The sequence below is a fragment of the Streptomyces sp. NPDC111744 genome (genome assembly GCF_055634995.1).
Genome location: NZ_JBVKCG010000002.1, coordinates 537,075 through 552,439, shown reverse-complemented (window position 1 = coordinate 552,439; position 15,365 = coordinate 537,075). Strand labels below are relative to the sequence as shown.

Below are 15,365 nucleotides of genomic sequence, written 5' to 3'. Positions count from 1 at the left end.
CCTGGGACGAAGCCCGCTCAACTGTCGTACGCGGGTGTGACGTAGACCGTTCTCGGCGGCAGGTGTTCGACCACCATCACCACCGTGCCCCGCTCGATCCGGGTGCCGCCGTCGGCGGGGTACGCGAGGAAGTGCTCGGCGCCCCCGCGCACCCTGACGATCACCTCGCCGACGAGCCCGGGCCCGATCGTTCCGGTGACCCGCCCCATGAGCCCCACCATCGACGCATCGTCCATGGCCAGAGGGTACGGGCAGGCCAAGCCACGGGAAAGCCGCAGGCCGTCGGCCGCAGATGGTCATACGGCCGGGGAGCCCGTGACCACGGCCCGGGCCGGCCACTGCTCGTGCCAGCGCAGCTCGGCCTCCAACTGGGCGGCGACGGACACGAGCAGCGGCTCGCTGTCGGCCGGGCCGAGCAACTGCGCGCCCTACCGGCAGCCCGTCCCCCACGAACCCGGCGGGCACATTGACCCCCGGCCACCCGAGGACGTTCCACGGCCAGGCGTAGGGGCAGGCGGCGATCATCGCCCGGTCGGTGGCGAACTGGCCCAGCCCCAGCATCGCGCCGATGCGCGGCGGGGGAGCGGCCGTGGTCGGCGCGAGGATCGCGTCGTACGACGCGAAGAAGCCGCCGATTCTGTGCCGCAAGGCCGCCTCCGCGCGGCGGGCGGCCCGCAGCGGAGGCCCGCCGAGCAGCCGGCCCAGGCGGGCCGCCTCCAGGGTGCGTCTGTCCAGCAGGGCGGGCCGCGGTAGCTCGCGGACGCGTTCGGCGATCCCCACCGTGGCGCGCGGAACGAAGGTGAGCCACGGCGTGCCCGCACCGGGCCGCTGATCATCAACACGTCGACACGGCCACGCCCAGTACGGGTGACCGGCTGTCCGGCCTCTCTGAGCCACCCGCCGGGGGCGGGTTGCCGCCCCGGACGTCGACACGGACCGTGGCCGGTGACGTCCCGCACCGGCCACGGTCCGTCGAGCTCAGCCGATGCCGGTGACCTGAAGTGCCGTGGTCCAGTTGGTCCTGATGGCGCTACGGGCGGCGGACAAGGTGATGGTGCCGTTGCACACCGCGTTCTTGAGCTTGGTCTCGATGCCGTCCTTGGTGTACGCGGTCTTGGTCCCGTAGTGCGGTTCGGGCCACAGGTTGCCGGGATCGCGAGGAGCGCCGCCCAGTTCGAGGGGTACCAGGTGGTCCTCCTCGTAGTCCGACATGTTGGTGTCGGAGTAGCCGTAGTCGATGATGCCCTGTGCCTTGAGCGGGTTGGTGTACGACGTGGGCGGGCGAACGGTGGCCGTCCAGCCCGAGACACAGATGGTGCTGCCGATGGTGGACTGCGTGACGGCGGAGTTGTACGAACCGGGCGTACAGCCGGAGTCGGGCAGCGGCAGGTAGGCCTGCGAGCAGCTGCTGGCCTGCGCGGTACCGGCGCTGACGCCGAGGATGAGGCCGCTGAACGCCAGGGCGAGGGAGCAAGCTCCGGCAGTTGGTATTCGGGTGATGGAGCGCATGGGAGAGCCTCCTGAGGCACGAAGCACGGTGGTGTGAACGACGTCGTGCCCATGACACTCCAAGAGAGGGCTACGCGGGTAGATCTCGAACGTGAATTCGTTGTAATCGAACGGTTTCTGATGGCCCAACACGGCATGGGCTCGTGGGCACCGCTTCAGCGGATACTGGACGGGTGCGGCTGCAACGCCCGTTGAGCCGCCCGCAGTTCTTTGGGCCTGCGGCCGCCCGCAGTTCTTTGGGCCTGCGGAAGCCGGAGGCAGTGGCCGAGGCGCGGCGGATTCGGCTGGCCAACCACCCGTGTGGCGAGCAGATATACGGCGGTGGCGGCGGCCGGCGTACGAGCGTGGAGCTGTTCGTCACGGTGGCCGGGGCCGACGTCGGTAGCAAACTGCCATCCACCGGGTCGCCCGCGTCTTCGTCAGTGCCGGGGCCGCGTACCAACTGGGCCTCATGGGCCCGGAGTCGGGCCTGTCGTCGCCTGCTTCAGCAACGGCCACCCGCAAGGCGGGGTTCCACGACGCTCGGCGGGTGATCAGCTGCTGAGCGTCGCTGTACATGATGTCGTCCTGGCTGGACTCGTCGAGCTTGGCGATCAGCTTGCCGAAGTCGGCCGGTGCGGCCAGGCATCCGCTATCAGGTGCTGGGAGTGAGCTCGGTGATCCTCGCCGAGCTCACCGACGACGGAGCCATGCTGCTCACCCTGAACCGGCCCGAGCGGCACAACGCGTGGACGCGCGATTTCTGCCCCGGGATGGACATGAGCATGCTGGACGGAGCGTCGTCGGGTGCCCGGCCGTGCCCCACCGACCGGCTGCCCCCACGCACCCGGTCCATTACCTTCCCGAAGCAGGTCGTGTCGGCCGCCAACGGCGCCTGCCCTGGCATCGGCTTCAACCAGGCGCTGATGTGTGATGTGCGCTTCGCCGTAGCGGAGGCGAAGTTCGCCGCCGCCCTCAGGGCACGCCGCCTGGTCGCCGGGGACGGGGCGGCCTGACCGCGGCCCCGGCTCGTGGGCTACGGCAACGCCTGCGACCTGCCGCCGCGCTGCCGGCGGCGGCCAACCGGGCCCCCGACCACCGCGAGGGCGTGCTCAGCTTCATCGAACGCCGGCCCTCCGGGTTCGCCGGTCTGGACGAGGCCTCCGCATGACCCGCCCCGAACTCCCCCTGTACTGCCGAGCGGCCACCGTCACCGCCTACGAGGAGGACGGCGGCGAGATCCCGGTCCAGGCGGAACTACGTGACGAACGCCCGTGGGAGGAGCCGCAGCGGCACTTCCCGCACGCCGAATGCCCGCTGATCGCCCCCGCCTCCGACAGCCTGGTCGGACCGAGCGTGGCCGCCGGCTACAACCGGGCCATCCAGGAACGGTTCCGCGGGGAGTCCGGGCCCGGCCGTCGTCCCGTCGTCCTTCTCGGCCCGCAACCGCCGTGCGGCCCACGACCCGTCTTCCACCAGCCGGGTACGCGACGCCGGCTGGCGCCTGGGACCAGGCCAACGCCCGGTCCCATAACCCAGCACCTTCGACGGCTCCGACCAGACGCGCCCAAAGGGACACGAGGCCGAGTCGATTTGCGGCTCCGCCGCGTGGGCGCGACCAGCCACAACGGCGCCGCGGCCGAACGACGGCACATCGCGGCCCCACCCGCGGAGCGATCAGTCGAGGTCCACCGGCCCGTCGTCCCCCTTCTTGTCCTTGCCCGAGTGCAGCTGAAGCAGCCCGGCGCCCTTGCTCTCCTCCGGCCGGCGCCCTTCGGTGGCCTCCTGCGCGCCGAGGTTCTGCCGGACCGAGTCGAGGATCGTCAGGCCCTGGGAGACCAGGCCCGCCGCGATCTCGCCCAGGCCGTCCGCCCCGTTGAGGACGTTGACGTTGGCGCCGGCCAGGCCGCCGGCCGCCTCCTTGACGATCTGCGGGAGCTGGTCGATCAGCATCCGGTCGAGCGCGACCCGGTCGTAGGAGGCCGCCGCCTCGGCCTGGATCTTCATACGCTGCGCCTCGGCCGCGGCCAGGATCCTGACCCGCTCGGCCTCGGCCTCGGCGGGCCGCACGACCTCGGACACCAGCTGCTGCTGACGCAACTTGGCCTGGCGCTGCGCCAGTTCCGTCTGCGCGGCCAGCACCTCCTGCTGGGCGTGGGCCTGCGCCAGCGGTCCGGCCTGGGCGGCCTGCGCCTGCGCGCGGTCCACCTCGGCCGAGTACTCGGCCTTGACGATGGCGGTCTGCCGGGCGTACTCGGCCTGGTTGCGGGCCGCTGCCTGCTCCGCCTCGGCGGACGCCTGCGTGGCCTGGGCCTGCGCGATCTGGGCCTGCCGCTGGATGGCCGCCTTGTGCGGCGCGGACATCGCGTCGATGTAGCCGGTGTCGCCGTCGTCGATCGACTGGATCTGCAGCGAGTCCACGATCAGGCCGATCTTCGCCATCTCCGTCTTGGAGGTGCCCAGGACCTCGGCGGCCAGCTTCTGCCGCTCGGTCACGATCTCCTCGACCGTCATCGAGCCGATGATCGCCCGCAGGTGACCGGCGAAGATCCGGCCGGTCAGGACCGACATCTGCTCCTGGTCGGAGAGGAACCGCTGGCCCGCGTTGATGATGCTCTCGGTGTCGTTGCCGACCTTGAACGCGATCACGGCACGGACGTTCAGCGCGATGCCCTGCCGGGTCACACAGGTCTCCGTCACCTCGGACTCGCACATCGCCAGCGTGAGGAAACGGGTCTTACGGAAGATCGGAAACACGAACTTGCCGTGCCCCGTCACCACTCGGAACGGCGCGCCCCCCAGTCCCCGCCGGCCCCCCGAGATCAGCATCGCCTCGTCGGGAGCGGGAACGCGGTATCCGAACATGTTGCTTACTCCTCAGCTTGCGCCCGCGGCGTCGCCGTCGAGCGCGTCCAATGGATCCACCCACTCGACGACGCCGACCTCACGGCATCCACGCGACTCGATCACGAGCACCGTCGCCCCCGTGGGCAGGGGATCTTCGGACCAGGCGAGAAAGGTCTCCGAGCCGCCTCTGACCCGCACCAGGATCTCGCCGGGACCCGCGGAACCGCGGGTTCCGATCAGTACCTGCCCGGTACAGCCGATCACGGCTTCGTCCGGCGTCATCACGCCTGCTTTCCTATGCTCTGGCCCACGATTCCGACGATAGACCCACCGGGCTGGCAGACCCAACGGGCACGTCGATTCAGCCCGCGTCACCAGGGCATATCCGTCCTGACCGGCCGTGGTCCGCGGCTCGCGCGGCAGCCCGGGCACCTTCTTCGCGAGGATGTTCCGCTGCACCTGCGAGGTGCTCCCACACGGGCGGGGTGTTCTTCGTCGGTGTCGAGGGCACCGGCATGATCTACGGCTACGTCCTCAAGGACGGCGGCACCTTCACCCGCGTCGCCTCCATCAGCAGCGGCATGGCCGGCGTGTTGGAACCCCAGTGGGAACCGCAGGCCTCCCGGCTGTGGGCGGTCTGCGACGACACCTGCGACGGCCGGCACCCCGGCACGCCGGTGCGGCTCGGCATCGACGTCGGCGTACCCGAGGACGACGTACGGCGGATGCTCGACGGCGACAGGTACGCCGACGCCGTCGCGGCCGACGTCCGCCGGTCAAGCCGTCATGGCGCCACCGGCGTGCCGTTCATCGTGCTCGACCGCGCCTACGGCCTCTCCGGGGCGAAGCCGGCCGACACCTTCCTGTCCGCCCTGCGCACCGCGCACGCGGACACCGCCCGGGCGAGGCGCTGAGCAGGGCTCGACGCGCGCGATCGGCCCGGAGCTGGTGTGCTGGGGGAGGGGTTCGGCCGTTCCCTTCGTACCCGTTCCGGGAGATCCGGGAGAGACGTATGAGTACCTACCGAGTCGCGCAGGTGACCGCTGCGGGCGGGCCGTTCGAGATCGTAGAGCGGGAGGTGGCGCGGCCGGGTCCCCGGCATGTGCGGATCGCCGTGGAGGCCTGCGGCGTCTGCCACAGCGACAGCTTCTTCGTGAACGCCGGATTGCCGGGCATCACGTTCCCGGTGGTGCCCGGGCACGAGATCGCCGGACGGATCGAGGAACTCGGCGAGGGCATCGAGGACTGGGGCTGGCAGATCGGCGACCGGGTGGGGGTCGGCTGGTTCGGTGGCAGCTGCGGTCACTGCAAGCCCTGCCGTCAGGGCGACTTCATCGTGTGCGAGAACCTGAAGACGCCCGGCCGGAGCTACGACGGCGGCTTCGGGGAGCAGGTGATCGCGCCGGTCGACGCCCTCGCCCGCATCCCCGAGGGGCTGACCTCGGCCGATGCCGCGCCCCTCGGCTGCGCGGGCGTGACCACCTTCAACGGGCTCAGGCGCAGCCCGGCCGAGCCCGGTGACCTGGTCGCCGTCGTCGGTCTCGGCGGGCTCGGCCACCTCGGGGTGAAGTACGCGGTGGCCATGGGTTTCGAGACGGTGGCCGTCGCCCGCGGCGGGGAGAAGGGCGACTTCGCCAAGCAACTCGGTGCGCACCACTATGTCGACTCCACGGCCGCGACACCGGTCCCGGAGGCCCTCCAGTCGCTCGGTGGTGCCAAGGTCGTCCTCGCCACCGCGGGCAACTCCCAGGCCATCGCGGCGGCCGTCGACGGGCTGGCGCCCCGGGGCGAGCTCGTGGTGATCGGCATTGATCCCGAGCCGCTCGGGGTCAGCCCGCTGCAGCTGCTGGGGAAGGGGCGGGTGGTCCGCGGGCATCCGTCCGGGACCGCCCAGGACGTGCAGGACACCATGGAGTTCAGCGCCCTGCACGCAATCCGCCCGACGATCGAGACCGTACCGCTGGAGGAGGCGGACGCGGCCTACCAGAAGATGCTCAACGGGGCCGCGCGCTTCCGCATGGTGCTGACCTACGGCTGACCGACCGGATCACTCCCGTACGGCGCGGGCCGCGAGCAGCGCGATGTCGTCCTCGGAGCCGATGGCGAGGTGGTCGAGGACGGTGTCGACGATCTTGTCCAGCGGGTCGGTGGGGGACAGGGACAGACCCGTCAGGCGGGCCAGCCCCCGGTCGATGTCCTCACCGCGCCGTTCCACCAGCCCGTCGGTGAACAGGAGCAGCACACCTCCGCGTTCCGGGGTGACGCGCTGTTCGTACCGGCCGAAGCCGCTGCCCAGCGGCGGGCCGACCGGCACCGGCACCAGCTGGATCCCGCCCTCGGGGGCCAGCCAGACCGGCGGCAGGTGTCCGGCGCTGGCGTAGGTGAGCGTGGCGACGTCCGCGTCCCCCAGCGCCAGGAAGCAGGTGGCCACCCGCTCGAAACCGGAGTCGGCGACCATCCGGTCCGCGTGCTCCAGGATCCGGCGCGGGGAGAGCCCGGCGCGCGCCAGGGCGCGCAGCGTGGAACGGTAGTGGCCCATGGCCACCGCCGCGTCCACGCCATGGCCCATCACATCCCCGATGACCAGCATCGTTCGGCCGTCGGGCAGGGCCAGGGCGTCGTACCAGTCGCCGCCGATCAGCGAGCCGTCGTCGGCGGGACGGTAGCGCGCGCTGGTCTCCACACCGGCGTGCTGTTGCAGCTGGCCGGGCTCGGCCAGCAGGGCCCGCTGCAACTCCAGGGCCATGGTGTGCTCACGCTCGAAGCGGACCGCCCGGTCGAGGGCGCGGGCGGCGAGGGCGGCGAGTTCGCGGGCCACCGTGGCGTCCTCGTTCGAGAACGGCCCGGAGTCCCCGGCCCGGGCCAGCAGCAGGCTGCCGAGGTAGCGGCCGTCCGAGACCAGCGGCGCGAGGAGCACCGAGTGGACACGGGCGGTCAGACACGCGCGGGCCGGTGCCCAGCTCGGGATCAGCGCCCGCCACTGTGCCGCCGTGATCGCGTTGCGCCGCAGGACCCGGCCCGCCGCCAGGTTCCGCCGGGTCCCTGTGCCGCGCGGCCAGCCGACCAGCTCACCGCGCACGTCCAGTGCCGGCAGACCGGTGACCAGGCCCGGTCGGGTCGCGTACGCGGCGAGCCGGGCGGGCGTCCGCCGCGCCGTCGCCGTGTCCGGCGGACTGAGCTCCACCCCGGCCGCGTCCGCGAGTTCCGGTACGACGAACTCCGCCAGCTCCCGGCAGGTCCCGGCGACATCGGTGCCGGTGCCGATCCGGGACGCGGCCGCGTCCAGCAGCGCCAGGCGCCGATGGGCACGCTCCAGCTCGTAGACGTACTGCTGCGGCTCACTGATCTCCAGGCCCACCCCGGCGACGCCCACCACCTTGCCCGTGCTGTCCACCAGCCGGTGGTACACACACCGCCACTCCCGCACGCACCACCCGCCGACATCGGCTACATCGATCTGCTGCGCGGCATCGTCGAGGTCCTCCTCGCCTGCCCCCGCCCACGGCCGCCCTTATCGTCCATCAGGTCCCGGTACCGCGCATCCCGGGACGGCACCGCAGTGCATCCCGGACGCGCCGCTCACATCGCCCGGAGCCGGTCTGTGCGGTGGCCTTAACCGCCGTCGATCAGGAGCGGTGACGCCGGCGTAATCACCCGTGCATAAGGTCTAGGCCGGACGGAAGAGGCTGACCAGCAGGAACAGGGGGCGCCCGTGGCAGCGCCGGACGCGCGCAGCACCGACACCGGCAAGGTGCGCACGGTCTGCTCGTACTGCGGGGTCGGCTGCGGCATGGTCCTGGACATCGGCAGGGGCCCCGACGGCCGCCGTACCGTCCTCAGGGCCTCCGGAGACAAGGAGCACCCGGCGAACTTCGGGCGGCTGTGCACCAAGGGCGCCACCACCGCCGACATGCTCGCCGCGCCCGGCCGGCTGACCACCGCCCTGCTGCGGCCCGAGCGCGGTGAGGAGGCCGTCCCCACGGCCGTGGACACGGCGGTCGCCGAGACCGCGCGACGGCTGCGCGCAATCGTCGACGAGCACGGACCGGACGCGGTCGCCCTCTATGTCTCCGGCCAGATGAGCCTGGAGGCCCAGTACCTCGCGAACAAGCTCACCAAGGGCTTTCTGCGCACCAACAACATCGAGTCCAACTCCCGGCTGTGCATGGCCAGCGCAGGCACCGGCTACAAGCTGTCCCTCGGCGCCGACGGCCCGCCCGGCTCGTACGAGGACCTCGACAAGGCGGACGTCTTCCTGGTCATCGGCGCCAACATGGCCGACTGCCACCCCATCCTCTTCCTGCGCCTGATGGACCGGGTGAAGGCGGGCGCGAAGCTGATCGTCGTCGACCCGCGCCGCACCACCACCGCCGAGAAGGCCGACCTCTTCCTCCAGGTGAAACCGGGAACCGACCTCGCCCTGCTCAACGGCCTGCTCCACCTCCTGCACGAGAACGGCCACACCGATCCCGAGTTCATCGCCGCGTACACCGAAGGCTGGGAGGCGATGCCGGAGTTCCTCGCCGACTATCCGCCCGCCGCCGTCGCCGCGACCACCGGCATCCCCGAGGCCGACCTGCGCGCGGCGGCCCGGCTGATCGGCGAGGCCGGGGAGTGGACCAGCTGCTGGACCATGGGCCTCAACCAGTCCACCCACGGCACCTGGAACACCAACGCCCTGGTCAACCTTCACCTCGCCACCGGCAGGATCTGCCGACCCGGCAGCGGCCCCTTCTCCCTCACCGGCCAGCCCAACGCCATGGGCGGCCGGGAGATGGGGTACATGGGACCGGGCCTGCCCGGCCAGCGGTCGGTCCTGGTCGACGCCGACCGGGCGTTCGCCGAGGAAGTGTGGGGACTGAAGCCCGGCACGATCCGCGCCGACGGGGTCGGCAAGGGCACGGTCGAGATGTTCCAGAAGATGGCGGACGGCGAGATCAAGGCCTGCTGGATCATCTGCACCAACCCGGTCGCCTCCGTCGCCAACCGCAGAACCGTCATCGAGGGCCTGGAGGCCGCCGAGTTCGTCGTGACCCAGGACGTCTTCACCGACACCGAGACCAACGCCTACGCCGATGTCGCGCTGCCCGCCGCCCTGTGGACCGAGTCCGAGGGCGTCCTCATCAACAGCGAGCGCAACCTCACCCTGGCCCGCCCCGCCGCCGACCCGCCCGGTGAGGCCACCGCCGACTGGCGCCTGATCGCCGGCGTCGCCCGTGCGATGGGCTTCGAGGACGGTTTCCGCTACGACAGCGCGGAGCAGATCTTCGAGGAGATCAAGCGGTTCCACAACCCGCAGACCGGCTACGACCTGCGCGGAGTCAGCTACGACCGGCTGCGCACCACCCCGGTCCAGTGGCCGGCCGCCACCCCCGACGGCCCCGACCGCAACCCCGTCCGCTACGTCGGCCCCGACGGCACCATCACCTTCGCCACCTCCTCCGGCCGCGCCGTCTTCCACGCCCGCCCGCACCTAAACCCCGCCGAGATGCCGGACGACGACTACCCGTTCGTCCTGAACACCGGCCGTCTCCAGCATCAGTGGCACACCCTCACCAAGACCGCGAAGGTCGCCAAGCTCAACAGGCTCAACCCCGGCCCGTTCGTCGAGGTCCATCCCGAGGACGCGGCCGCGCTCGGCCTCGCCGACGGCGACTCCGTCGAGGTCGCCTCACGGCGCGGCCGGGCGGTACTGCCCGCCGTCGTCACGGACCGGGTACTGCCCGGCTCCTGCTTCGCGCCCTTCCACTGGAACGACCTGTTCGGCGAGTACCTCAGCGTCAACGCGGTGACCAGCGACGCGGTCGATCCCCTGTCCTTCCAGCCCGAGTTGAAGGTGTGCGCGGTGGCGCTGACCAAGGTGTCCACACCGGTGAGCGTGCGGGTGCCGGGTATCGAGGAGACCCCGGCCGTGCTGCCCGCCGCCGCAACCGCTGCTGCCTCCGTCTTCGGCCTCGACCCGGTCCCGCCGCCGGTCCTCACCGAACGCGAACGGCAGTACCTGGTCGGCTTCCTCGCCGGCATCCCGGCCGGCGCCCCCGGCGTCCCCGTCCTGCCCCCGGACGCGCCGTTCAGCCCAGAACACGCCCTGTGGGTCAACGGCACCCTCGCCGGCATGTACTCCCGTAGCTCCGCGGCCCCGGTCACAGCACCGGCGCGGGGCCGGCAGGTGATGATCCTCTGGGCCTCGCAGACCGGCAACGCCGAGGACTTCGCCGCCACCGCCGCCGAGCGCCTCACCGCGGGCGGCCACGCGGCCTCCCTGGTCGCGATGGACGAGGCCGACCCGGCCGCCCTGCCCGCGGGCGCCGACCTGCTGCTGATCACCAGCACCTTCGGCGACGGCGACGCCCCCGACAACGGCGCCGGCTTCTGGGACGGCCTCGCCGCCCTCGACGCCGGGCGCCTCACCGGCCGCCGGTACGCTGTCCTGGCCTTCGGCGACTCCTCCTACGACGACTTCTGCGGGCACGGGCGACGCCTGGACCGCCGTATGGACGAACTCGGCGCGGTCCGGCTCGCCCCGCGCGCCGACTGCGAACCCGACTACGAGACGCAGGCGGAGTCCTGGCTGGACCGGGTTTTGACCGCCCTCAAGGACGGGACTGCCGTGGCGGCCCCGATCCCCGCCCCCGCCCGGTCCCGGCGCCCCGCGCCCACCACCGCCCGGCTCGTCGGCAACCGGCTGCTCAGCCTGCCCGGCGCCGGCAAGGAGGTCCGCCGCTTCACCTTCGACACCCGCGACAGCGAGACCCCGCTGGTCTACGAGGCGGGCGACGCGCTCGCGGTCCGCCCTCTCAACTCCCGTGCGCTGGTGACAGAATGGCTGACCGTCACCGGCCTCGACGGGGCGACCGGCGTGACCGTCGACGGAGTCGGTGAAGTCCCTTTCTCTGAAGCCCTGTTGCGGCATCTGGACATCACCCGGATCACCCCGGACCTGCTCCGCTTCGCCACCGAACGCACCCGTGACCCACGCGAGTTGCGCAAGCTGTTGCGCCCCGACAACAAGGACGAGTTGGCGAAGTGGTCCTGGGGGCGGCAAGCGGTGGACGTCGCCGCCGAGTTCGGGATCCGCGCCGATGCCGGGGAGTGGGCGGGCGTCCTCGGCAGGCTGCAACCGCGCCTGTACTCCATATCGTCCAGTCCGCTCACCGACCCCCACCTGGTCTCGACCACTGTCTCCGTCGTCCGCTACGAGAACCTGCACGGCAGGCCCCGGCAGGGCGTCTGCTCGCCGTTCCTCGCCGACGCCGAGCCAGGCACCCCCGTCCCCGTGCATGTGCAGCGCTCCCCGCACTTCCGGCCGCCCGCCGACCCGGCGACACCCATGGTGATGGTCGGCCCCGGCACAGGTGTGGCGCCGTTCGTCGGCTTCCTGGAGGAGCGCCGTGCCCGCGGTCACCGGGCCCCCAACTGGCTGTTCTTCGGCGAACAGCACCGGGCCACCGACTTCTACTACGAGCAGGAGCTCACCGCCCTGCTCGCCGAGGGCACCCTGAGCCGTCTCGACACCGCCTTCTCCCGCGACCAGCGGGCCAAGGTCTACGTCCAGGACCGGATGCGCGAACACGGTCCGCTGCTGTGGTCCTGGCTCCAGGACGGCGCCCACTTCTACGTCTGCGGCGACGCCTCCCGGATGGCCAAGGACGTCGACCGCGCCCTGAAGGACATCGCCACCGTGCACGGCGGACTGACCGAGGACGAGGCGACCGTGTACGTCAAACAGCTGGCCGCCGACCGGCGTTACGTTCGGGACGTCTACTGACTCCTCATCAGCTGCCGCATGGTAAGGGCCAGTTGTAGCCGGAACCGGCCCTGCGGGGTGCGCACCGACCAGCCCAGCAGGTGCTCCGCGTGCGTCAACCGGTCCTGGAGCGTGGAGTGATGGACGCTGACCTCGGCGGCGGCCGCCCGCAGGCTCGCCGTCGACGCGACCGCGTGCAGCGTGCGCAGCATCCAGGGCGCGTCCACGGCCGCCGCCTCCACGGCACGGACGTCCGGCGCGGGCTCCGCACCGGGTACGACGAGATCGCCGAGCAGCGCGACACCGCCCAGCTCGTCGGCGTACACCACGGGCGACCCCGGCCCCTGCGCACGGCCGTCCGAGGCGAACCGCAGCGCGGTGCGGGCCGCCGCCCAGGAGCGGGGGAGATCCGCCACGGCCACGGCCGGGCCCACGCCCGCACGTCCCGCCTGCGGCACCGCCTGCCCGTCCGCCACGATCCGGTGCGGACCCCCGGCCACCGCCACCGCCCGGAACCGCACGGACGGGTCGCCGGTGTCCAGGCCGAGCCGCCGAGCCGCGTGCAGCCGGGCCGCCGGCGGAGCGTCGGCGTCCAGAACCGTCTCGACCAGCGCCGGATCGTCCACCGGCGGTGCCGGGGCCCGGCCCCGGGTGCGGTCGAGCACGGACCGCGCGGCCGCCGAGGCCCGCTCCAGGATCACCGCCTCGACCACGCTCGGCCGGTCGGACCCGGTCCGCTCCAGCCAGAGCGCAGGCGGCCCACCCGGCACCAGCGGCGCACACGGCCAGCCGGGATCGGGTGCGCCCGCGCCGTCCTGACGCCGTCCGTCCGGCTCCACCCGCAGCCGGACCCGCCGCTCCTCGTCGACCAGCCGCGCCGGACAGCCGGCGAGCACCGCGGCCCCGCGCACCAGCGCCTCCAGACCGGCCCGGGTCTCGGCCAGCCGGTCGAAGTAGGCGATCACCGCGACGGCGGCCCCGGCATCCGGGTCCACCGCGGCCAGCCGCCCCGCCAGCTCTTTCATCCCGCCATGATGCGCCATCCGGCCGTCCGGGAGGAGAGTCGGGCACGGCGGCAGGCAACCGATGCGGACGCCCACTCCTCATAGCTGTCGAGACCGCTGCCGAGGCACACAGCGTCGACACAGGCACCGACCGACAGGAGCCCTCGCTTGGACCGCAACGAGCCCGTGCGGGCCGCCGCCGGACCGTCCCGCCGAAGACTCATGGTGTACACGCTGGCCGCGGCCACCCTCACCGTCGCGGCCCAGCTCGGCTGCGACACCCCGCGGGCCGACGGCGCCACCACGGCCTCCGACGTCCTGGTGACCGGCACCGACGAGGACATGCTCGTCCTGGAGGTCACCGCCGCCAACCAGGTCGTCGTACGCCTGCCCCGGGTCGAGGTCGGCCAGGGCATCACCACCGCCGTCGCGATGATGATCGCCGAGGAACTGGACGCCCGCCTCGCCGATGTGCGGATCCCGCTCGCGGATGCGCGCCGCAAGGGCAACCAGTACACCGGCGGCTCCAGTTCGGTCAGCTCGCTGTACGGCCCGGCCAGGCGGCTGGCCGCCACCGCGCGCGCCCGGCTGGTGACCGCGGCCGCCCGTCGCTGGCGGCTTCCCGCGCACACCCTGCGCACCTGGAACACCCGCGTCGTCGCCCCTGACGGCCGGACGGCCACCTTCGGCTCCCTCACCGCGAGCGCCGCCCGGATCCGTGTCCCGGAGGTGTCGAGCAAGCCCAAGCCGGCCGCCCGGCACCGGGTGATCGGGAAGCCGACGACCAGGATCGACGCCCGGGACATCGTCACCGGCGCCGCGAAGTACGCCGGGGACCTGGCGGTGGCCGGGGCGAAACCGACCGTGGTGGCCCGGCCGCCGACCCTGCGCGGCAAGCTGGTCTCCCTCGACGACACGGCGGCCCGCGCCCTGCCCGGCGTCCACGCGGTGGTGCGGATCCCCGGCGGTGTCGCCGTGGTGGCGGACACCTTCCACCACGCCTTCCAGGCCCGGGACGCGCTGCGGATCACCTGGGCCGCCGGTCCGCTGGCGCCCCTGTCGGACAAGGAGATCCGCGCCCGGCTGCGGGCCGCGGTGCCCCGGTCCGGCACTGCGCCACGTGGATCGACGCAGATCGAGGGCGAGTTCGCGTTCGCCTTCGTCAGCCATGCCCCGATGGAGGTGCTCACCGCGGTCGCCGACGTCCGCTCCGACCGGGCCGAGCTGTGGTTCTCCTCGCAGACCCCGACGGACGCCCGCGAGACCGTCGCCGACCTGCTGGGACTGGCGACCTCGGCCGTGCGGGTCCATGTGGTCCGCGGCGGCGGCTCGTTCGGCCGCCGGCTCAACTTCGACGCGGCGATCGAGGCGGCGCTCGTCTCCAAGGCGGCCCGCAGGCCCGTGAAGCTGATGTGGAGCCGCAACGACGACACCCGGCACGGCAGGATGCGTCCCGCGAGCCACCACCGGATCCGGGCCAGTGTCACCGGCGGCCGGGTGGTGGCCTTCCAGCACCTGACGGCCTCGGTGGGGGAGTCCTCCGACGAGACCGGCCCGACCGCACAGGCCGCCGGGGTACGACCGCTGCCCAGCGGCAGCGGACTGTACGACTTCGGCCGGGTGAGCGGCGATTCGGGTGGCATCGAGCTGCCGATGCCGCTGGGCGCCTGGCGCTCGGTGGACTCCGGGACGATGCGCACGGCGGAGGAGATCGTCGTCGACGACATCGCCCGCGCACTGGGCCGGGATCCGGTCGCCTTCCGCCATACCACCCTGCGGGGCAGGACGGTGAAGGCCGTGCTCGCCAAGGCGGCGGCGGCCGGCCACTGGGGCCGCGCGATGCCCGCCGGCACCGCCCAGGGCGTGGCCGTCCACGAGGAGTACGGATCCTGCGTCGCCTGCCTGGCCGAGATCGACGCCACCGACCCGAGGAACCCCCGGGTCACCAAGGTGGTGATGGCCGCCGACGTCGGTACGGCCGTCAACCCGCGTGGTCTTGAGGCACAGCTCATGGGCACCGCCGTCGACGGCATCTCCACGGTGCTGCGGGCCGGGCTGCACATCGACCGGGGCGCGGTGCGCGAGGGCAGCTTCGCCGACTTCCACTACGCCCGCCAGCGGCACGCCCCCCTCGCGTTCGAGGCACACATCCTCCCCTCGGGCGGGGAACCGGGCGGCGCCGGTGAACTCGGCGTCCCCGCGGCGGCCGGCGCGGTCGCCAACGCCTACGCCCGTGCCACCGGCACGAAACCCCGCGCCTTTCCCCTCGACTTCTGACC

11 protein-coding genes and 2 pseudogenes are annotated in these 15,365 nt (G+C 72.5%); 6 read left to right on the top strand and 7 right to left on the bottom strand.

From position 1 onward, the window contains the following. Positions 1–17 precede the first annotated feature (17 nt). From ACZ7OO_RS06635 to ACZ7OO_RS06625, 3 genes and pseudogenes are all read right to left on the bottom strand, one after another. Positions 18–236 carry a hypothetical protein gene (locus ACZ7OO_RS06635; protein WP_352224986.1) on the bottom strand — a complete coding sequence of 73 codons (219 nt, stop codon included), beginning with the start codon at positions 234–236 and terminating at the stop codon, positions 18–20. Between the two features lie 60 nt (positions 237–296). Further along, positions 297–840 (bottom strand): annotated as a pseudogene (locus ACZ7OO_RS06630) (amidase family protein); the annotation flags it as partial. A gap of 138 nt (positions 841–978) precedes the next feature. Continuing rightward, positions 979–1,509 (bottom strand): hypothetical protein, encoded by a 531-nt coding sequence (locus ACZ7OO_RS06625; RefSeq protein ID WP_471502106.1) that lies wholly within the window; start codon positions 1,507–1,509, stop codon positions 979–981. A gap of 647 nt (positions 1,510–2,156) precedes the next feature. Here ACZ7OO_RS06625 and ACZ7OO_RS06620 point away from each other — a divergent pair. Beyond that, positions 2,157–2,504, top strand: a complete 348-nt coding sequence (locus ACZ7OO_RS06620; RefSeq protein WP_471502104.1) for an enoyl-CoA hydratase-related protein — start codon at positions 2,157–2,159, stop codon at positions 2,502–2,504. Between the two features lie 661 nt (positions 2,505–3,165). Here ACZ7OO_RS06620 and ACZ7OO_RS06615 read toward each other — a convergent pair. Both ACZ7OO_RS06615 and ACZ7OO_RS06610 read right to left on the bottom strand, forming a co-directional pair. Next, the gene (locus tag ACZ7OO_RS06615; RefSeq protein ID WP_471502102.1) at positions 3,166–4,353 is read right to left on the bottom strand and encodes an SPFH domain-containing protein; all 1,188 of its coding nucleotides are present in this window, start codon (positions 4,351–4,353) and stop codon (positions 3,166–3,168) included. A gap of 12 nt (positions 4,354–4,365) precedes the next feature. Further along, positions 4,366–4,617, bottom strand: a complete 252-nt coding sequence (locus tag ACZ7OO_RS06610; RefSeq protein WP_471502364.1) for a hypothetical protein — start codon at positions 4,615–4,617, stop codon at positions 4,366–4,368. Between the two features lie 188 nt (positions 4,618–4,805). Between ACZ7OO_RS06610 and ACZ7OO_RS06605 the strand changes: the two are divergent. The 3 genes and pseudogenes from ACZ7OO_RS06605 to ACZ7OO_RS06595 form a co-directional block, all read left to right on the top strand. Further along, positions 4,806–5,000, top strand: a pseudogene (locus tag ACZ7OO_RS06605) (lamin tail domain-containing protein); the annotation flags it as partial. Between the two features lie 12 nt (positions 5,001–5,012). Beyond that, positions 5,013–5,249 carry a DsbA family oxidoreductase gene (locus tag ACZ7OO_RS06600; protein WP_471502362.1) on the top strand — a complete coding sequence of 79 codons (237 nt, stop codon included), beginning with the start codon at positions 5,013–5,015 and terminating at the stop codon, positions 5,247–5,249. A gap of 98 nt (positions 5,250–5,347) precedes the next feature. Continuing rightward, positions 5,348–6,373, top strand: a complete 1,026-nt coding sequence (locus ACZ7OO_RS06595) for an alcohol dehydrogenase (RefSeq protein ID WP_471502100.1) — start codon at positions 5,348–5,350, stop codon at positions 6,371–6,373. A 9-nt stretch (positions 6,374–6,382) separates the two neighbouring features. Here the strand turns inward: ACZ7OO_RS06595 and ACZ7OO_RS06590 are convergent, their stop codons facing one another. Beyond that, a complete protein-coding gene (locus ACZ7OO_RS06590) occupies positions 6,383–7,729 on the bottom strand; it encodes a PP2C family protein-serine/threonine phosphatase (RefSeq protein ID WP_471502098.1) in 1,347 nt (448 codons plus the stop codon). Between the two features lie 396 nt (positions 7,730–8,125). Here ACZ7OO_RS06590 and ACZ7OO_RS06585 point away from each other — a divergent pair, with 396 nt between their 5' ends. Further along, positions 8,126–12,103 (top strand): molybdopterin-dependent oxidoreductase, encoded by a 3,978-nt coding sequence (locus ACZ7OO_RS06585; protein ID WP_471502360.1) that lies wholly within the window; start codon positions 8,126–8,128, stop codon positions 12,101–12,103. On the opposite strand, the gene ACZ7OO_RS06580 is transcribed toward ACZ7OO_RS06585, so the two are convergent. Then, positions 12,097–13,107 carry a helix-turn-helix domain-containing protein gene (locus tag ACZ7OO_RS06580; RefSeq protein WP_471502096.1) on the bottom strand — a complete coding sequence of 337 codons (1,011 nt, stop codon included), beginning with the start codon at positions 13,105–13,107 and terminating at the stop codon, positions 12,097–12,099. The two genes, ACZ7OO_RS06585 and ACZ7OO_RS06580, sit on opposite strands and share 7 nt — an antisense overlap. A gap of 201 nt (positions 13,108–13,308) precedes the next feature. On the opposite strand from ACZ7OO_RS06580, the gene ACZ7OO_RS06575 reads away from it, so the two are divergent. Continuing rightward, the gene (locus ACZ7OO_RS06575; protein ID WP_471502358.1) at positions 13,309–15,363 is read left to right on the top strand and encodes a xanthine dehydrogenase family protein molybdopterin-binding subunit; all 2,055 of its coding nucleotides are present in this window, start codon (positions 13,309–13,311) and stop codon (positions 15,361–15,363) included. The last annotated feature ends 2 nt before the right edge of the window (positions 15,364–15,365 follow it).